Here is a 20746-nt window from a genome sequence, read left to right as displayed (position 1 = left end):
TCGATTGTTATAATTTATAATCTAACCATTTTTGGTCCGATTGACTAGAAGCCACTACATTTTCGATAAATGCCATTCCTCTGATTCCATCATCGGTACCAGGAAAGTCTAACATTTCTACTGTAGGTTGCTCGTTATTCAACTTGGCATCTACCGTTAACGCGAAGTTTTTGTAAATATTTGCAAATGCTTCTAAGTAACCTTCAGGGTGACCTCCAGGCGTACGGGTATTGTGCTGCGCGAAACTGCCCATATAACCGTTTCCTGTTCTATAAATCTGAGCAGGTGCATTTAACCATTTTACAATTAAGGTATTGGGTTCCATCTGGTGCCATTCCATGCCACCTTTTTCGCCATAAACCTTAATTTTTAATGCATTTTCTTCTCCAGCCGCAATCTGCGATGCGATTAGCACCCCATTAGATCCGTTATCGAATTTTAATAATACGTTTCCATCGTCATCAATTGCCCTGCCTGGAACAACAATGCTTAAATCGGCGCATATTTTAGCGATTTTTAAGCCAGAAATATATTCTGCCAAATGTGCTGCGTGTGTGCCAATATCGCCCATGCTACCACTCTTTCCGGTTTTAGCGGGATCGGTACGCCAGGCAGCCTGTGCATTTCCTTCACGTTCTGAAAGGGTACTCAACCAGCCTTGAGGATATTCAACTATAATTTTTCTGATCGCGCCTAAAGCACCTTCGCTTACCATTTGTTTGGCTTGTTTAACCATAGGGTAGCCCGAATAGGTGTGTGTTAAACATAAAGTTAAACCAGTTTCTTCCACTTTAGCTTTCAGTTGTTTTGCTTCGTCTAAGGTTAAAGTAATCGGTTTTTCGATCACCACGTTAAAACCTTTATCCAAAGCCATCATTGCAGGGGCAAAATGGGCAAAGTTTGGCGTAACGATGGTTACAAAATCAATTCTTTCGTCTGCTGGCAGTTCACTTTCTTTGGTCAGCATTTCTTCGTAATTGCTGTAAATCCTGTTATCTGGAAGAAATAACAATTTTCCAGATTCGTATCCAATTTCAGGGTTTACACTTAAAGCTCCGGCAGATAATTCAATAAGGCCATCCATATTGGCAGCCAAACGGTGTACGGCACCGATAAAAGCGTCTTTTCCACCGCCTATCATGCCCATTCTCAATTTTCTTTTCATTTTATAAAGGTGTGAGGTGTAAGGTGAAAGGTTTAGGGTGATTTTCCTATAGCTTAAATCTTGTGCCTCTTGCTCTGTTTTTTAATTTAATTAGGGTTTAAGGTGTGAGGTTTAGGGTTTAAGGTAATTTTCTAGCGCCTTTAGAAAGGTTTAGGGTTCTTAAGCCTTACAACTTCTGCCTTCTACCTTAAAAAGGTTCAGGGTAAAAGGTGTAGGGCTTTTGGGTAATTAAACCTTCTACCTTACGCCTTTTACCTTAAACCTCATACCTTCGCGGCCTCAAACCTTTCTATATGTTCTTTTTCTTTAATTCTTTTACAGCATAATCACAAGCACGGGCAGTTAAAGCCATAAATGTTAGTGATGGATTTTGACAAGCAATTGATGGCATACAAGATCCATCGGTTACGAAAACGTTATTTACTTCGTGCATCTGGTTCCATTTGTTCAACACTGAAGTTTTTGGATCGTTACCCATTCTTGCCGTTCCTTGCTCATGGATGGCCATTCCTGGATAACAGCCGTTATCGAATGTTTTGATGTTTTTCAAGCCTGCTTTTTCTAACATTTCGGCAGCATCATTCATCATATCCACGCGCATTTTTTTCTCGTTCTCTTTGTATTCGCAATCAATTGCCAATACCGGCTGACCCCATTTATCTTTTTTGGTTTTGTCGATATACACTTTGTTTTCGTAATAAGGCAACATCTCTCCGAAACCGCCTAATCCCATGTTCCATTTTCCTGGGGTAGTCATTTTTTGTTTCAGATCTGCACCAAATGATAACTCGGCCACATCACTTTGCCAATTGCTTCTGCTGGCGCCGCCCTGGTAACCGAAACCACGTAAATAATCGCGTTTATCGTTACCAATGTTTTGATATCTTGGTACGTAAATTCCGTTTGCACGGCGGCCATATGTATATTTATCATCAAAGCCCTCAGCTTCTCCATTAGCGCCACAACGGAAATGATGATCCATTAGGTTATGACCTAACTGACCACTTCCATTACCTAATCCATTTGGATGGGCTTCGGATGTTGAGTTTAACAGCACGAATGTTGAACCTAGTGTAGAACCATTAACGAAAACGATTTTTGCATAAAATTCCATTGTTTTGTTGGTCTCCGCATCAATTACCATTACACCTTTTGCTTTTTTGGTGTCTTTATCGTAAATGATATGATTTACGATAGAGTATGGCCTAACCGTTAATCTTTTTGTGGCCATCGCCGCAGGAAGGGTAGAAGACTGTGTACTGAAATATGCACCAAACGGACAACCGCGGCTGCATAAATTTCTGTACTGGCAATTGCCACGTCCTTTATGCGGAACAGTAAGGTTGGCAACACGGCCAATCATGATAATACGTTCTTTTTTATAATGTTCTTCAACGCGGGCCTTTACCGATTTTTCTACAATGTTTAAATCCATTGGGGGTAGAAACTCACCATCGGGGCAGGTAGGCCAGTTTTCTTTTGAACCGCTGATGCCAGCAAATCGCTCAGCATAATCGTACCAGGGAGAAAGTTCGGCGTAACGAATTGGCCAGTCATTTCCATGGCCATCCTTTTTGTTATCCTCAAAGTTATGATCACTAAAACGGTAACTTTGGCGGCCCCACATTAAGGATTTACCACCAACATGGAAACCGCGGTACCAATCGAAACGTTTATCTTCGGTATACGGGCATTCCAAATCGTTTACCCACCATTTTTCGTTTGCTTCCTGGTATGGGTAATCTCTTTTTTGTACCGGGTGGGTACGTTTCTGCTCTTCTGTAAGTTTACCGGCATGTTTAAAATCCCATGGATTTTTCATTGCCGTTTCGTAACCGGTAATGTGCTCGATGTTCATTCCTCTTTCAAGCATCAATACGCGTAAGCCCTTCTCAGTAAGTTCTTTTGCAGCCCAGCCGCCACTAATCCCCGATCCTATCACAATAGCATCGTAAGTATTTTCTGCTTTTAAATTTGTATTTAAATTCATGATGTTTTGTAGTTGTGGTTAGAAATTAGGTTGCCCATGATTTTTGGCCTGGTTTTAATGGTGCGTTACCATCATATCGGCCCGGAATAAGTACATATTCACGTGCTTTGGTACAACCAATTTCTGAAGAATAATAACCAAGTAAGGTTAAATCTCTGGCGGTAATAAAAAAGTAGGCTAAATCTTTGTTTTCTTCGGATTTGCTTTCTTTTTGTGCCAGAGCAATGGCCCTTAAATCGATCATTAGTTTTTTACGGTCGGCTGGAGTTAAGGTGACATAACTTTTCCCGAAATCTTTCATCGATTTAGCCTGAAGATCTTTCAATCCCTGCGCAAATGAGGTTTGCATTGTTGCAGGATAACAATCTTTCATCATCATCGGGATAAATTTCCCTAAGCCTGCAGCTTTGGCACCTGCAGACGATTTGGTAGTTGGTACAATAATATCAGCAAATTCAGCAAAAATCTTTTCATCTTCTAGCGAATAGAGGACGAAGTTTTTTTCGTTTTCGGGGAGCGTAAAACTTTCAAACAAAACGCCCATTGTACTTGCCGAGATTGCTCCTCCCAGCAAAAATGCAACGTTTTTGAGTGCTTCTCTTCTGTGCATCGTTTTTATGATTTTATATATTGGTTACTTATGTGTTGAATTAGTAATATTAGAAAAAATATAATGGAAAGAGTAAATTTTTTGCGGTAAATTATACGTATGCAATGTGATTGTTACTGAGTAGAATTGTTCTAAATAATTGTTATTTTATGGCTCTATTGCTCTTTAAATCACTATTTTTTTGCATTTTTACTTGGTGTAAAAAATACATTTAGTATTAATGAGTATATTCTTTACTAATAAATCCTGAAATGGCATTTTTTTGTGCTTAAAATCTGCCTAAAGTAGATTTTTTTTGATGTAATTGTAGCTTTCAGCTACACTCTCGTAAGGATCTTTTTTAATGATGTCTTGTTCAGTAAAAATGTAATCTACCCCCGCCATTTTTGATGCTGCGAAAATGCTTTTAAAATCAATCCTTCCAGCGCCCACTTCTACAAACACTGCTTTGTCTGTTTTATCCATATCCTTAACATGGAACATTTTATAGCGACCCGGATTTTTCTTGAACATCTCAACCGGATTTAACCCTGCGTTTACTGCCCAGAAGATATCGAGCTCAAAACCGACTAATTTTGCATCAGTTTCTGATAAGAGAATTTCGTAACCTGTAACACCATTTCCCTGGTCTTTAAATTCGAAATTGTGGTTGTGGTAGGCCAATTTTAAACCTGATTTTTGGCAAAGTTCTGCTGCCTGGTTAAATTTTGCAGCCATGCGTTTATAGTCATCCAATGTGCCATTGGTTCTAACATCAGTAGGCAGCGCAGGGATAACGAAATATTTTTGGCCCACAGTTGCTGCAGTTTCAATATGCGATTTTAATACCTTATCGTCGCCGGTAGCTAGAAATTCGGTGAGGTTATAATGACCGCTGGGAGAGGTAAGACCATTTGTTTTTAATAACGCATTGAAATCCTTAGCTTCTAATCCCCAGAATCCCTTTACTTCGTATTTGCCCGGATAGCCGTAATAAGTTTCTACCTGGTTATAACCGATTTTGGCTACCTGTTCGATAGTGGCTTTTACATCGGCGGTTAACTGTTCGCGCAGCGTGAACAGACCGATTCCGATTTTTGAAACTTTAGCAGACTCTGCGAAAACTGTTGTAATTAATGATGGACTTAAAAAAGCCGCTGCACCAGCGAGGCTTACTTTTTGTAAAAATGATCTTCTTGTTGTCATGATGTTTTAAAATTAAAAAACCGGAGCGTAAACTCCGGTTTTGTTTGTTAGAATGAATAAGCCAATGATCCCCAGAAAGTACGTTGAAGTAATGTTCTGCCAATCATCAATGTGCCAGGGGTTACGGCCGAGAAATCTCTGAACTGATCTCCACGAACATCGCCTTCTGTCAACACTTTTGCATTTAACAAGTTGTCTGCCCAAAATCTTATTGAAACCTTTTTAGTGAAATTATACCCGGCTCCAGCTTTCATTACCACATAAGCAGGTAGTTTATAGCTATCGCTAGGCGAAGTGAAACGGCTACCCACATAGTTTGCCGCTACATATAAATTGAAGTTTTTGTAATCGTAATTCGCACCAAGCTCAGTATTTAAAACCGGCACACGTTCTGTTCTTTTTCCGGTAAAACTATAGGTACGGTCTCCAAATTCGGCCAATACGGCTGCATTTCCTTTAGTAGAAGCTTCGTAATCGGTGTATTTAGAATCCTGTAAGGTTCCTGTTAAACGTAAACTAAGTGGTTTGGCAATTTTGTAAGAAACCTCGTATTCTGCACTGAAAGTACGGGTTGATCCAAAGGCAACTAAAGCTTGTGTACCTGCTGCTGCTGTTGGAACATTGATCGTTAGCGACACATTTTTAATGGCCGAATAACTTCCTGAGGCAAAAATGGCCAAGTTGTTTTTCGCATATTTAAAACCGACCTCACCTAAATACACAGGGCGTTTTTTAATGTTTGCAGCATTAAAAGCCGCAGCGTTGTAATCGCCAACATTTGGTGCATTATAGGCTTTTGTTGCTCTTGCAAAAATACTCGAGGTGGAGTTGATTTTGTAATTGGCGCCCAATGATGCTGACCAATTGGTTAGGGTTTCATCATAAGGGGTATAACCTAAAATGGTTGCGGTAGCAGCTGCGGTAGTGTTTACTGTTCCGTTTGTATTTAGGGCATAATAGGGTCTGTCGCCTTTTACATTCTGATTGTCGATCCTTGCACCGATATCTAAACGCCATTTCTCTGAAATTTTAATCTCATCTGTTGCATAGGCCGATAATGTTCTGGTATCGCCGATAAAGGTGTTTTTAGTTTGAATTGTTCTTTCTGCTGCTGTTGGCGATTGCAAAATGATGCTTGGATGTTCTTTAAACTCTGAGAATGACCGGAAAGCATAACGTAAATCATCACGGTTATATTGGTGAATGCCTGCACCGATGCCCAAGCTATGGTTTTTAATGGTTTTTTTCAGGTCTAAATAATCTACAATCTGTACATCACTATTGATCTGTCCGTTGGCCGATGAAGTTATTACATAATCACCAGTAACGAAGGGCGCTACAGCACCGCCTGGATAGTAATAAGGTGTTGCGGCAGTTCTTGCTGCAATTCCTGCCGGAACAGTATACGTTGCATTGGTATGGGTATTTTGGTAACGGAAATTGTTCACAATCTGCCAGCCACTATCGGTTAAATAGTTAAACTGAAAACCACCAGACCCTAATTTGGTATGGATACCGTCTGTTAAACTAAAGTTGTGGTTTCCAGTTGCAGGATCGTTATAACTCCACTCGGTTTGCAAGGGTACGATAGATTGTGAAGCCATATCATAATCGCGGTAAGTGGTCGGTTTTCCGGTACCATCGTAAGGGTAATAACTGGTTAATAAAAACTGAACCTTATCATTCAGGTATTTTCCATACACCCGGATAAAACCTTTGTTGTTCTTGAAATTAAAAGTCATGTTACCTTTAATCTGCCCACCTTGATTGGCTGGCTTAAAGCCCTGATCTACTACACCATTATCCGTACGGTAAAAACCACCGATATTGTATTTGATCTGATCGTTGATTTTTCCGCCGGTGTTGGCATCAAAACGGTATAGGCCCTGCGAAAAACCAGTGGTAAATTTTACCTGACCGTATTGTTTATCGGCACCAACATAACTGATGTTGTTTACTACAGCACCTGGTGTATTGGCCTGGATGATTGAGGCATTACCACCTCTAACAGCCTCAATATTCTGGATGGTTAAATCCGTTTTATAATATTGATCTACCGACGGGTTGGTGTTAAAACCCGTTGGCAAAAGTGGTAAACCATCTTCCTGGATACCCAGAAAAATATAACCGCCCTGCTGTGGAAAGCCCCTTACCCAAACATTGCCCGGACCATCGCCACCTGTACTCTCTACGGTTAAACCTGGTATGGCTTTTAATAAATCGGTGCTGTTTAATGGCGCCCTGTTGGTAATGTCTTTATTGCTTACCGAAGTAAGTGCTACACTACTTTCTAATTTTTTCTTCGGGTTACCACCGGTTACCATCACACTTTCTAATTGAAGGTTATCTTCTGATAGGCTAATGGTTAAATTTTCATCGGCATTGCCTGCTGATAAGTTTACTTCTTTTGAAATGAAACCTACATACCTCACCACGAGTACGCGACTGTCGACGGTAAGGCCTTTTAAGGCGAAAGCACCATTCTCATCGGTGGTGGTTCCGATTGATTTACCTTTAACGGTAACTGAAACCCCAGGAATGACATTTCCTTTGCTGTCGGTTACTTTTCCGGTAACAATGCCTTCGAAAGCTTTTAACAGCTCTAAGTTGTTATTGGCGGGAATAGAATAGAGCAGAATCTGATCTTTAACTATCCTATATCCCACGTCATAACGTTTTAGCGAATTCTCAAGAAAGTATTTAAGCTTTTGGTTCACCACATTAATGGAAACTTTGCGGTCGGAGTTTATTAATTGTGGACTGTAAACAAACTTAACATTGGCTAGGTGTTCTGTTTTTTCGATAATGGTTTTAATATCTGTTTGATCGGCTTTGATCGAAATTGGTTTATTCAGAAAATCCTGGGCGTCGACATTTTTAGCGAATGCACCGCAGGTAAAAATTATTATTGCAAGTATTTGGTAAATCGAAACTCTCATTGCATATATCGCCAGCGAAATAAGTTGATTTTTTTTCATAAATTTGGTTATTGTTCATTAAATGATTGGATTTATTGGACATAGGAATACCATGAATACAATTCTTTGTATTTAACTCGCCGGCAATGCCCCACATTGTCGGCTTTGTTTTTTAGAAAAATATTATGGAAAATGGAGCCGCGGTTACGGACTGTTGGTGTTGTGGTTCTTCTTCATCGTTTTTTATATTTGGTTAGTTTTTATTGGAAACCACAATACTGGTTCCCTGGATGTAATATTTGCTTGATATGCTACCGCAGATTAGGTCGAGCTGCTCATATAACCCTTTTTTACTCAGGTCTCCGGTAAAGGTGTAGTTCGAAATCTGCTCATTATCAGATTTTATCTCTATCCCATAAGCCTCAGATAAGGTTTTGAAAATTTCTTTAACGCTTTCCTCTTTGAAATAATAACTTAAGCTTGTTGGTACATGGTAGGCCTCAGCTAAAGGAATAGGTTTACTTACTAAGGTTTTCTTTAAATTATGATCTGCAAAAATGCCCTTCTGGTTCGGTGTAAGTAAAATCGGTTTGGCCAATTTTTCTTTAGAGGGGGTAAATAGTGAACTATTCTCATTTTCCTGAACCTGAACTTTTCCTGTTCTTACCGCAACCTGTGCCGGCATTTGATCGGTTGATGATTTTACCCAGAAGCTGGTTCCTAAAACACGAACAACGAGTTTTTGATTATATACATAAAACGGTCTTTTAGGATTTTTGCTCACTGAGAAAAATGCACTCCCCTTTAAATAAACCATTCTTTTATTGGCGGCAAACACTTTTGGATAAATTATATTGGCCTGCGGTTTAAGTGTTACCGTACTTTCATCGCTAAGCGCGATAACAATAGGGCGATCAGTATCATTGGTTTTGCTCACTAAGGCTAAATTTCCATTTTCATCAATAAAAGATTGTTCAGCATGGTTATATCGCATTAAATAAAAGCCAGCTAAAAAAAATGCAACCATAATGGATGCTGCGATGGCAAACTTTGGCCAAAGTTTTTTAACTTTTGAAGTTTGCGTTGGTTTACGCTCAATATTATTGATGTTTAGCCAAATATTTGTCTGCATTTCTTCAAGCGCAGTTGAAGACAAATCTTTGAAATTCCTATTGTTTAGATTATGATACCATTTATCTACCCAAAGCTTTTCGGCTTCAGTACAATTTCCGTTTTCGTAACGGCTGAGTAAATCGTAAAATGATTTCTGGTTCATAAAAAAGAATATTTGGCTTTATACTATACAAGTAACACAGTTGAGGTGAAACCCTAAAGGTAGGAGAAGAAAAAAGCGGAATAATCTGTAACTCCTTGATAATCAGTTATAAAAAGATATAAAAATTTTTAATATATTCTTTAATCCTTTTAATTGAGCGGGTGATGTGGTATTCTACAGCCTTTTCGGAGATGTTTAAACCGGTAGAAATATCTTTTGTAGATTGGTGTTGGTAGCGGCTTAACCTAAAAACTTCCTGTGTTTTTTCTGGTAGTGAGTTAATGCCTTCTTCGATGATGGATGATAAATCGTGAAGATCGACGAGGTTTGCGGTGTCCTGATGGTTTTCTGAATAGGTGAGTGTTTGGTACGCCATGTATTTATTTTCCATCACCATACTTCTGATATGATTGATCACGCTTAATTTTAAGGCACCGAATAAATAGGCTTGTAAATTATTGATCTGTGCTTCCTGCCGTTTTTCCCAGAGGGAGATAAAGATATTCTGTACCAGCTCTTCGGCAATGATCTTGTCGCCTGTTTTTTTGTAGGCCGCCAATAACAGCTCTTTACTGTAGGTAAAATATATTTTTTCGTAAACCTGCTTATCGCCCTGTTTTAGGCGGTTAAGTAAATCAGAAGATTTTTCAGGCTCAAAAGGAATCATTTATTTGGCTGTTCGGTATAACAATGATAGTAAATGTATAAAATTAATGTTGAAATGTTTGAAGGCAGTTAACAGTTTGCGATTTACAGTTAACAGTTAGCAATTCACAGATAACCAGTTTAAACAATTAACCCAGTTCAGTTAACAGTTAGCAATTCTCAGTTAGCCAATTTATACAATTAACCAGTTAGCCCAATTCAGTTAACAGTTAGCAATTCACAGTTAACCAGTTTAAACAATTAACCAGTTAACCACTTCTTAAGTATAAATATTTTATCGCGTTTTATCTCATTTTTTTACCTTTGCTCAACCTCATAAAAAATATGCAAGAAAAAATTGTTGTTTTGGGCTCTAACGGGCAGATTGGTACCGAGCTGGTAACCATGTTACGCAAAATATATGGAGATGACCATGTAGTAGCTTGCGATATCCGCAGACCGGATTACGACATCAAGAACTCTGCGCCTTTTGAATTTGTGAATGTGCTCGACAAAGAAATGATTAAGGGTATTTTTCATAAATATAAACCCACGCAGGTATATCTTTTGGCCGCTTTATTATCGGCTACTGGAGAGCAAAACCCGAAACTGGCCTGGGATTTAAATATGAACGGTTTGCTAAATGTTTTAGATTTGGCTTTAGAATATAAAACGGCAAAAGTATATTGGCCAAGTTCTATTGCTGTATTTGGGCCTAACTCGCCAAAAGATCATACTTCACAATATTGTGTAATGGACCCGAATACGGTTTATGGGATCAGTAAACTGGCAGGAGAGCGTTGGTGTGAATATTACAATCAAAAATACGGATTGGATGTGCGCAGTATCCGCTATCCTGGATTAATCAGCTGGAAAGCGGCCCCTGGTGGTGGAACAACAGATTATGCCATCCACATTTTCCACGATGCGTTGAAAAAAGGCAGTTATCAGAGTTTCTTAAATGCAGAAACAGAATTGCCGATGATGTATATGGATGATGCGATCCGTGGAACCATCGAGCTGATGGATGCGCCTGCAGATCAGATTTCGGTACGCAGCAGTTATAATTTTGGTGGCGTAAGTTTTACACCTGAGGTTTTGGCAGCAGAAATCAGAAAACATATTCCAGATTTTACATTAACTTACGGCGCCAATGATCCACGTCAGCAGATTGCAAACAGCTGGCCACGTTCTATCGACGATAGTTATGCCGTGAAAGATTGGGGCTGGAAACCAGAGTTCGATTTATCGAAACTGACAATTGACATGTTAAATAATTTAAAAAAATAATATAAAGGTAGAGGGTTGAAATGTTGAAGGCCTAAGGTCTCATATCTCAAATCCTATACCTCAACACTACAAAATGGGAAGAGCATTCGAATTTAGAAAAGAGAGAAAATTTAAGCGTTGGGCCAAAATGGCGGTTCAGTTTACGCGTATTGGTAAAGATATTGTAATGGCGGTAAAGGAATCTGGACCTCATCCGGAAACCAATTCGCGTTTACGTACGGCAATGCAAAATGCAAAGGCCGTAAATATGCCAAAAGATAGAGTAGAAGCGGCTATCAAACGTGCATCGGATAAATCGATGGCCAATTACGAAGAAATTGTGTATGAAGGTTATGCACCTCACGGAGTTGCGGTTTTAATTGAAACAGCTACAGATAATACCAACCGTACCGTAGCAAACGTACGCAGTTATTTTAACAAAACTGATGGATCTTTGGGTAAAACCGGATCTTTAGATTTCGTTTTTAACCGCAAATCTATTTTCCGTTTTGCAGCTACCGAAGGTTTGGACCTTGAAGAATTGGAATTCGAATTAATCGATGCCGGTTTAGAAGAATTATACGTAGAGGCCGATGAAGAAGGAAACGATATTGTTGTGGCCCAGGGTGCTTTCGAAAACTTTGGTTCTTTACAAAAAGCATTGGAAGAAAAAGGCATTGAGTTAAAAAGCTCAAAATTAGAGCGTATTGCTTTATCTCATCATGAGGTTACAGAAGAGCAGGCTGCCGATGTATTGAAATTGATCGATAAATTAGAGGAAGATGATGATGTGCAGGCGGTTTACCATAATATGGCGGAGTAATATCAATTAGAATATTTTACAAGAGCCTGAAGATTTTTTCTTCAGGCTTTTTTTTTTGAAGAGCAAAACCTGTGCATTTCGGGTACAGCAGTCCCGCCATCATTTCAAGTCCTCTCCAGATGAAGAATCTGGATCCGGGCTTTCCATTTTGTCGGGTCTAGGTTAATAGGTTAACCCAGGTAAATTAAACCTGACAGGAGCGGGCACGAGCTCCGATTTTTTCAATCGGGGTGAGTAAAGCGGATGGCAGGGCTTTTGGAACCGATACAAGCCGGACCCTGCTTTTCTAATTCTTTTGGTTCTGATCGTTTAGACCTCGCAGGTTTTTAAACGGCGCAGCCCTCAATGAGACCATTAAAAACAATACTACACTACGAACTAAACCTGCGAGGTGATACACTATTTCTTATGCGAAAACAACCAGCTTAACAACTCTGGTTCTGCAAACGCATTGTCCCAGCTATTATGGTATGCATTAGGGTAGAGGGTAAATTTTACTTCATCTCCTACGGTTTTTAAACGTTCGGCAATGGCGATCGAAAATACAGGATCAACCACATCATCTTTTGCCCCATGAAAAATCCAAAGGGGGATTTTCTGGTATTTTTTAATATTGTTGGTGTTATCGCCACCACAGATGGCAATGGCCGCTGCAATTTTACGGTGTTCTCTCCTTAACAGTTCGTAGGTACCCATTCCGCCCATAGATAAACCACCCACATAAACCTGCTCTTTATTTACATAAGGTTTTTTAAGGAAATCTTTAAGCATTCCTTGTAAAGCATGCATAATTTTGGTGGGCTTGCCCCCTTCAACAAAACTTATTTTTCTTTTGCCATTGGCATCTTTATCGAAATTGGCATTTGCCCAAAAATCGGTAGGTGGACATTGAGGAAAAACTACAATGGCAGGAAAATTTTTGCGTACATCGTTCTTTAAAAACAATTTTCCACCATGCAACAATTGATTGCCATTGTCAAGCCCTCTTTCGCCAACACCGTGTAGAAAGATGATCAAGGGATATTTTTGGTCGGGATTAAAATTCTCGGGAAACAGAATCCTATAATAAATAGAATCCTTCCCTTTGATAAAGCTTCCCTTGTCGTATTTTTTTAAGTCCTGAGCGTTTAAAAAGAGTACAGAAAAAAGAATGCAGATAGTTAGAATAATCTTTTTCATCTGTTTGTTTGTTTTAATGGTGCTGAAGCCGTTATGATTGTTATTTCTATGTGAGTTTTGATAGATCATAACGGTTTCATTCAACAAAAATAGAAAACCCTGGCTACTTTACAATAGCACAGGGTTTATAACCAAACCTAATTGTCTTTATTTCAGCGTAAAAGAAGCTTCTTTTACATCGCGCGAATTGGTACCGATAAATACTTTAAAATCGCCAGGTTCTGCTACCAATTTTAAATCAGAATTGTAAAACTTAAGGTCGTTCTCTGAAATATTAAAAGTGATCGTTTTACTCTCTCCTGCTTTTAAACTCACTTTTTGGAAACCTTTTAATTCTTTAACCGGACGGGTAATGCTACCCACAAGATCCTGGATGTATAACTGAACCACCTCTTTGCCCTCATATTTACCTGTATTGCTTAACGTTACCGATGCGGTGATGGATTTTCCTTTAGTCAAACTATTTGAACTTAGCTTAATATCACTGTAGTTAAATGTGGTATAACTCAAACCGAAACCGAATGGATATAAAGGATCGTTGCTTACATCTAAATAATTAGAACGGAATTTTTCGAACCATTTACCATTTGCCAATGGCCGACCGGTATTTTTATGTGCATAATACAACGGCACCTGACCTACGTTTTGAGGGAAGGTTGTACTCAATTTACCTGAGGGATTAACATCACCAAAAAGTACATCGGCAATGGCACTGCCTGCTTCGCTGCCTGGGAACCAAACGTTTAAGATGGCAGGGATATTTTCCTGTTCCCAGTTTAATGCCAGCGGACGGCCTGTAAACAATACCAAAACCACTGGCTTGCCTGTTTTAGCCAATGCCTTTAACAGGTTTTTTTGTGTTTCTGGAATCTGAATGTCGGTTACACTACTGCTTTCGCCTGTAAATTCAGAACCTTCGCCAATAGTGGCTACAATTACGTCCGATTTTTTAGCCACCTCTAAGGCTTCTTTAATCATTTCAGCTTCAGTTCGCGGATCGCGTTTATAAGTAGGGTTGTGGATGTTTACATAACGGTGTTCCATTGTAGAATCGGCAAGGAAATTGGCACCACGAGCGGTTAATATTTTTGCATCATTACCCAAAGCATTTTTTAAACCTTGAAGTACGGTTACCGATTTGTCGAAAAGGGCAGCAACACTCCATGTACCGTACATATTGGCTGTATTATCAGCCAGTGGACCGATTAAACCAATCGTGCCCGATTTTTTTAGTGGCAGTAAATTATTGTTGTTTTTTAATAAAACAAAGCTTTCTCCCGCAACTTCTCGTGCCACCTGGCGGTTAGCCGGACTAAAAACTTCTTTTTCTGCTCTTTCAGTATTGCAGAATTTATAAGGATCAGTAAATAAACCCAGTTTGTATTTAGCCTGAAGTACAAGACGACAAGCCCTATCTATTTGTGCCAGGCCAACTTTTTTCTCTGCCAATGATTTTTTTAGCGTACCTAAAAAGCCTTCACCAACCATATCCATATCGATACCAGCATTTAAAGCCAGGGCAGAAACGGTTTGTAAATCGCCCATTCCGTGTGCAATCATTTCAGGGATACCGGTATAATCAGTCACCACAAAACCTTTAAAACCCCATTGGTTACGCAAAACATCGGTCATTAACCATTTACTTCCTGTAGCCGGAATGCCATCAACCTCGTTAAAAGAAGCCATAATACTGGCAGCACCGGCATCAACAGCTGCTTTGTATGGTGGAAAATATTCGTTGTACATGCGCACCTTGCTCATATCAGTGGTGTTGTAATCTCTACCAGCTTCGGCAGCACCATAAAGTGCATAGTGTTTTACACAGGCTAAAATTTCGTTGTTGGCCTGGAGTTTACCCTGATAACCTTTTACCATCGCTGCTGCAATCTGCGAACCTAGGTAAGCATCTTCGCCACTTCCTTCAGAAATGCGGCCCCAACGTGGGTCTCTTGAAATATCAACCATAGGAGAAAAGGTCCAGTTGATGCCACTAGCACTGGCCTCTATTGCGGCAATTCTTGCCGATTTTTGTACAGTTGCCATATCCCATATACAGCTTACGCCTAAAGGAATTGGAAACACAGTATTATAGCCATGAATCACATCCATCCCAAAAAGTAAAGGAATTTTCATCCGGCTATTTTCAACAGCGATCTTCTGAACCGCCTTGATTTTATCAACGCCTTTGATATTAAATAAACCACCAACTTGCCCGTCTTTAATCTTTTTGGATATGTCGCTGCTATTGGCCTGTCCGGTAGTGATGTCGCCAGAACTTGGCAGGTTCAGCTGACCGATTTTTTCATCAACAGTCATCTTCGCCATCAGGTTATTGATGAAAGTATTCATCTTTGCATCTGCTGCCGAAACAGGTCTTTTGGTCTGTGCTGATCCGTTCAGCACAAACAGGGTTAAAAAAACAACCAGGATATTCGCTCTCTTCATTATTATGTGTGTTTACTCTTTATTAATCAATTTTATTTGTTATCGTTAAAAACGATCGGTTATTTTCACGCTTGTTATAATAGAGCGTGAGCTGTGTTTTATTACTCAACTTTCTTTACCTCTGTTTTTATAGATACACCATTCTCATTTATCGCTTCAATAGCAAAATAATAAGCTTTTTGGCTGTCCATTGCCTTGAACCAATATTCATTAAAATCGTGGATCATGATACAGTTATATAACTTATCTGGTGCCGTGCCATAATAAAGGTTATAGGCAAAAGCATTATCTACAGGTTCCCATTTGATGTAGGCACTGCGTTTATCTTTTTCTGTCCTCAATACAATGAGGTTTTTAACTTTTGTAGGTTTTTCTCCATTGCCATTCCCGAAAACACGCAGACCGCTAATGGCAAATTTTCCGGTAGGCATATGGATGTTGACCATTTTGATAAACCTTGTTTTCACTGGTTTTTGAAGTTCGATGTAATCATGCGGAACATCGGTTTTGTTCTGGCTTTTATCGACAAGTGTTGTCCATTTTTTGCCGTTGGTTGAGGACAGGATTTTATATTGGTGAAAAATGCCCGTTTGTTTGCCGATAAATTCAGCATCCTGATCAGCATAATTGATCTGTATGGCATTAACAGTTGCCAGGCTACCCAGATCGGTCTGAATCCATTCGCCATTGTTGGCTGTTTTTGCGCTCCAATAGGTTTTGATGCTTTCGTCGACAGCATTATTGGCATTAAAACTTCCTAAGGTAGAAGACACCGTTACTGGCTTTTTATAGTTAATGAGCATCCAACCCGGGCCAGCAGGAGCACTTTCTTTTCTTTCAGAAGGTAAATAAAGCGGGTAATCGCCAAACGCGGTGTTGGTCCACATCACATCGTCTTTATCAAAACCGGTTGGCCAAATGCCCATTCTACGTTCCCAGGTATTTTTTACACAGATGATGCTGGTAGAAATGTGCCAATAATTTTTACTATTGTCCTGAAATGTTGCGCCATGGCCTGCACCTCGCGAAAATCCCCCGCCTTTATAACTCAAAGGATCAGATTGTGGCGTGGATGGGCTATCATAAAATAAAGGTTTGTTTCCCACCACCACACCATCAGAATAGCCACTGAATTCGGTTCCGGGGGCGCCGTACTGAAAATAATATTTGCCGTTATGTTTCGTCATCCAGGCACCTTCGGCAAAAGGATCGAGAAAAGTATCATCCATATATTCGCCAAAACGTTGCCAACCATATCTCCAGCTTTGAAGCAGGTACATTGGCGTACGGGTTCCTTTAGGTTGAAAAGTTTTGCGGTCTAACTCTACACCATACATTGGGTAGTTGTTGCTGCTTCCGTTGTACATGTAAAATTTGCCATCGTCGTCGGTAAAAAATGAAGGATCCCAACCACCAATTTCCAAAGAATCGACCAATGGAAACCATTTGTTCCCTTTAGGGTCGGTACTGCCCCACAAAGTGAAGTTTTTGGTATAGGTACTGCCAAAAACTACCATGGTATCGCCAACAATGCCAACACCTGGCGCGCAAAGCTCATCTTTGGTTTTATTCCATGGGCGAAGAAACTTTCTTTCGTGAAATTTCCAGTTTAACATATCGGCACTATGCCAATAGCCCCATTGGTTGGTGCTGAAAAGATAAAAGTCTCCTTTATAATTTACAATTACCGGATCGGCCGTGGCGCGATGTTTCCCCCATTCGGTAAATGATTCGAACGGTGTGTAACCATAATCGATATTGATCGGGTTACAATAGGTTTTTTGTTGAGCAGATACCGGATAAGTACTGCAGAACAATAATGAAATTAAAAATATTTTGAATAAATGTTTAGCCATTATTCTTTATGAATTAATTAAAGATGTTTATTCTGGCGCAACTAGAGCATCCTATCGACATTCCGCTAACGCTGAGTCCGGTAACGTGTGATTGATGTTCCCAGTAAACCCACATATCATGTGCGCCGCCTGTTGAGGTTAATTTTACAGTGTAAACATCTCCACTTTCGGGTACTTGTCCGATAACTGTTCCGGTTGGAGAATTTGGTGGAACAAAGAAAGAATAAACACCTCCACTGGTATTGTTTTCTAACCTTACATACACGCCATCGCTAGTTGAGTTGGTGGCCGTAACATTTATATTAGTGAATTTTGTTATTGCGGCTTTATATTTAGCATGGGATATGGCAGTAAAACTTGAATTTAGGATTATACATCCGATCATTGCTGTTAATATTAAAATGATTCTTTTCATGGTTCTGTAGATCTAATTTGAAGTTTATAATGGCTAAACACTTAAATACAACTTAATCTTATGGCTTAAACTGGAAATCTAATTTTGTTAATCCAGCTTGTACATCTTTGTTGCCCATAAATAACTTCCAGAGCAAACCAGAACGGTAATTCTCAATCATCACCACCATAGGGCCCTGGTCTATGCCTAAATATCTTTTGGGATACCAATTGTCGGTTTCAGAAAAGGCATCATAAAAACCATATTTGCCCCAAACTTTATCTCCAAGGTTTTCATAAAGGTGTCTGATTACTTTCATTGATTCTTTTGGCGTGTAAGGGATAGAAGATATGGCGGCAGTAGGGGAGATTACGCCAAAATCTTCCTGAAGGCTATGGGCGGCATAACCTTTTACAGAGTAGCTTGCAGTTAAACCCCAGCTATTTTCGCCATAACCTTTAAATTTTTTTGGATTGGCTACACAGTAATCGTGTATGGCCAATGTTTGGTTAACATTATTTTCCCAATAATCTGCATAGCGGTCTTTTAGCCCTTTGGGGTTTAAACCTAAATATGAATAATGTGCCCAAAATAGAGGACCTACAGAATTTTTTGCGCCTTGATAGTCTAATGGAATATGATATCCATATAAATCGAAATTCGCCTTAATTGCTCCACTTCTTGCCCAGCCTTCATGATAAACTTGAGCAGGTACACTGTGGGTAGGGGATGAGGCCGCCATAACATACATAATTAAACATTCGTTATAACCTTTTACCGGGAAGTTCATTTCCCATTGGTACTCGGGCGACCAATGCCAATACAATACATTTTGTCCGTTACGGAACCAGTTGAAATCAATTCCCTTCCAAAGCTCATCTGCTTTTTTTGCCAGCGCTTTTTCTTCTTCAGTTCCGTTTTTATAATATTCGTTGATACAGATTAAGGCCTGTGCAACAAATGAAGTCTCTACAAGGTCTCCACCATTATCTTTTTGTCCGAAAGGACGTACTTTGGCGGTTTCGCCATTGATCCAGTGCGGCCATGCGCCATGGAAACGATCTGCTCTGGATAGAAAATCCAATATTTTATTTAATCTTTCTAAACCTTCTTTTTTGGTTACATAATTTCTGTCGATACCACTTAAAATAGCCATCAAACCAAAACCTGTTGCCCCTGTAGCCACCGTGTTTTGATCATTTTCCGGATACACATTATCCACATGAAAACGTTCCCTGCCTGCCCCTGATGTTGGTTCGGCTCCATCCCAGAAATATTGGAAAGTTTGCTTTTGAACCAGATCTAATAATTCGATATCGGAAAGGTTTTTTTTGATCGAGAGATCGGGATTATACGCTGTATTTCTACTTTTTGTACAAGCTATTAGTAGAAGTGTACAAAATGAGGCTATCAGTAAATTTGCAGTTTTCTTTGAGATTATTTTCAACATAGGAGTAGATGAAAGAAAAGGTTGCCAGCATTAACTGGCAACCTTTATCAAAAAAGTATAAATTAGTAACCAGGGTTTTGTTTCAATAATCCCCCACTTAATTCGATCTCGTTCTGAGGAATAGGCCAAACTTCATTTTTGTTAGCTTTCCAGCCCTTAACACCAAAAATAGCTAAACCTCTTCCCTGACGGATAACGTCGAAATAGCGATCGTTTTCCATTGCAAGTTCCACCTGTCTTTCTTTCCATATTGCGGTGCGTAAAGCGGTTTTATCGGTGGTTGTAACATCTGGAAGAATGTTGTTATTTGCACCTCTGGCACGTTTACGAACCCTGTTTAATGAAGTTAATGCTTGTGACGCGTTTCCTTGCTCATTTGCGGCTTCTGCATTCATTAACAGAATATCCGCAAATCTTAATACTCTGAAATTCTGTTGGGCACCTTCATTAAATCCAGATACACGCAATGCAAAAGGCACGTACGATTTTTGGTTGTACCTTTCGTTGGGTACAGTTGTAGGAATCAAATCGCCTTGTGGCGTGGTTTCACCTTTAAACAAAATGGTTGCGTCTCTTCGTGGATCTCCTGTTTCAAAAGCATTTGCCAATGCTTCTGAAGGTGTATTAAAGCCCCAACCCATTATTCCAGCTACACCTTGAACCTGGCTGTACTGTGAATTGGATGCGTCGCCATTTCCTGGAACCAATTCTGCTTGTACCTCAAACAAAGATTCGATGTTATTTTCATTCTGTGTTCTAAAGCCTTTTTCGAAATCAGGAAATAAGTCATAACCCATGGTCATTACCTGATTGGTTAGTGAAAGTACATCAGCCCATTTGTTTTGGTACATGGCAACTTTAGCATGTAATCCAATCGCTGCACCCTTAGTTGCCCTGCCTAAATCTGCAGCACCATAAGATTGAGGTAAAACTGCTGCAGCCTCATTTAGATCTTTTTCTATTTGGGCATAAACAGTAGCTTTATCTGATTGTGGAAGATTATATTCGCTGTTATCTTTAGGTACGTGTAATCTTAATACCACGTTGCCATAGGCACGAACCAATCTGAAATAGGAATATGCCCTAATAAATTTAGCTTCTGCCAGATACCTGTTTCTCAGGGTCTCATCCATGGAAATATTCGGGATATTATCAAGAACTTGATTACTAAGATTGATATTCTGGTACTGGCCCGTCCAAAAATCTTGTAATGACCCATGCGTAGCAGTTACCGTAAATTGATCATAAAGATTAAAGAAGGTAGCATCAGTAGGGGTACTTCCCTTATCCGCTTCATCAGAACCAGTACTTTCGATAACAATTGTATTAAAAGCAACATTATTCCAGCTTCGTAAGTTGGCATAAATAGCATTTACACCTTTTAACGCATCTTCAGGAGTTTTCCAAAAGGTTACTGATGGTTGCTGAGCCTGAGGCGGAACATTTAGAAAATCTTTTTTGCAGGATGCAGTAAAAAGTACTGCACTAAATGCAGCTGCAGCAAAAAATGATTGTGTATTTATATATTTTTTCATTTTAAA

15 protein-coding genes are annotated in these 20746 nt (G+C 39.6%); 2 read left to right on the top strand and 13 right to left on the bottom strand.

What is annotated here, in order from left to right:
* Positions 1-7: 7 nt before the first annotated feature.
* The 7 genes from R2S57_RS12990 to R2S57_RS12960 form a co-directional block, all read right to left on the bottom strand.
* Entirely contained in the window at positions 8-1165 is a 1158-nt protein-coding gene (locus R2S57_RS12990) for a Gfo/Idh/MocA family oxidoreductase (protein WP_316845380.1), read from the bottom strand.
* Between the two features lie 289 nt (positions 1166-1454).
* Positions 1455-3155: a GMC oxidoreductase gene (locus tag R2S57_RS12985; RefSeq protein ID WP_193420626.1), complete on the bottom strand. Its 1701-nt coding sequence runs from the start codon at positions 3153-3155 to the stop codon at positions 1455-1457.
* A 25-nt stretch (positions 3156-3180) separates the two neighbouring features.
* Entirely contained in the window at positions 3181-3765 is a 585-nt protein-coding gene (locus tag R2S57_RS12980) for a gluconate 2-dehydrogenase subunit 3 family protein (protein WP_316845379.1), read from the bottom strand.
* 279 nt (positions 3766-4044) lie between these two features.
* Positions 4045-4950: a TIM barrel protein gene (locus R2S57_RS12975; protein WP_316845378.1), complete on the bottom strand. Its 906-nt coding sequence runs from the start codon at positions 4948-4950 to the stop codon at positions 4045-4047.
* A 47-nt stretch (positions 4951-4997) separates the two neighbouring features.
* Positions 4998-7928, bottom strand: a complete 2931-nt coding sequence (locus tag R2S57_RS12970; RefSeq protein WP_316845377.1) for a TonB-dependent receptor — start codon at positions 7926-7928, stop codon at positions 4998-5000.
* A gap of 193 nt (positions 7929-8121) precedes the next feature.
* Positions 8122-9144: a FecR family protein gene (locus R2S57_RS12965; RefSeq protein ID WP_316845376.1), complete on the bottom strand. Its 1023-nt coding sequence runs from the start codon at positions 9142-9144 to the stop codon at positions 8122-8124.
* Positions 9145-9250: 106 nt separating this feature from the next.
* Entirely contained in the window at positions 9251-9811 is a 561-nt protein-coding gene (locus R2S57_RS12960) for a sigma-70 family RNA polymerase sigma factor (RefSeq protein WP_316845375.1), read from the bottom strand.
* A 323-nt stretch (positions 9812-10134) separates the two neighbouring features.
* Here R2S57_RS12960 and R2S57_RS12955 point away from each other — a divergent pair, with 323 nt between their 5' ends.
* Both R2S57_RS12955 and R2S57_RS12950 read left to right on the top strand, forming a co-directional pair.
* Positions 10135-11079, top strand: a complete 945-nt coding sequence (locus R2S57_RS12955; protein ID WP_316845374.1) for an NAD-dependent epimerase/dehydratase family protein — start codon at positions 10135-10137, stop codon at positions 11077-11079.
* A 73-nt stretch (positions 11080-11152) separates the two neighbouring features.
* Positions 11153-11881, top strand: a complete 729-nt coding sequence (locus R2S57_RS12950) for a YebC/PmpR family DNA-binding transcriptional regulator (RefSeq protein ID WP_316845373.1) — start codon at positions 11153-11155, stop codon at positions 11879-11881.
* 399 nt (positions 11882-12280) lie between these two features.
* On the opposite strand, the gene R2S57_RS12945 is transcribed toward R2S57_RS12950, so the two are convergent.
* The 6 genes from R2S57_RS12945 to R2S57_RS12920 all read right to left on the bottom strand — a co-directional run bounded on the left by R2S57_RS12945 (position 12281) and on the right by R2S57_RS12920 (position 20740).
* On the bottom strand, positions 12281-13060 hold the full coding sequence (locus tag R2S57_RS12945; RefSeq protein WP_316845372.1) for a dienelactone hydrolase family protein: 780 nt from the start codon (positions 13058-13060) through the stop codon (positions 12281-12283).
* 147 nt (positions 13061-13207) lie between these two features.
* Entirely contained in the window at positions 13208-15505 is a 2298-nt protein-coding gene (bglX, locus tag R2S57_RS12940) for a beta-glucosidase BglX (protein ID WP_316845371.1), read from the bottom strand.
* A gap of 101 nt (positions 15506-15606) precedes the next feature.
* Positions 15607-17361, bottom strand: coding sequence for a discoidin domain-containing protein (locus tag R2S57_RS12935; protein WP_316845370.1), 1755 nt, complete (start codon positions 17359-17361; stop codon positions 15607-15609).
* A gap of 13 nt (positions 17362-17374) precedes the next feature.
* A complete protein-coding gene (locus R2S57_RS12930; RefSeq protein WP_316845369.1) occupies positions 17375-17776 on the bottom strand; it encodes a hypothetical protein in 402 nt (133 codons plus the stop codon).
* 58 nt (positions 17777-17834) lie between these two features.
* Positions 17835-19205 carry a glucoamylase family protein gene (locus R2S57_RS12925; protein WP_316845368.1) on the bottom strand — a complete coding sequence of 457 codons (1371 nt, stop codon included), beginning with the start codon at positions 19203-19205 and terminating at the stop codon, positions 17835-17837.
* 62 nt (positions 19206-19267) lie between these two features.
* Positions 19268-20740 carry a RagB/SusD family nutrient uptake outer membrane protein gene (locus R2S57_RS12920; RefSeq protein WP_316845367.1) on the bottom strand — a complete coding sequence of 491 codons (1473 nt, stop codon included), beginning with the start codon at positions 20738-20740 and terminating at the stop codon, positions 19268-19270.
* Positions 20741-20746 lie beyond the last annotated feature (6 nt).

The organism is Pedobacter psychrodurus (genome assembly GCF_032678585.1).
Classification (GTDB): Bacteria; Bacteroidota; Bacteroidia; order Sphingobacteriales; family Sphingobacteriaceae; genus Pedobacter; species Pedobacter psychrodurus_A.
Note: the sequence above shows the minus strand (reverse complement) of the source record. Positions and strands in the feature narration are given on the sequence as shown.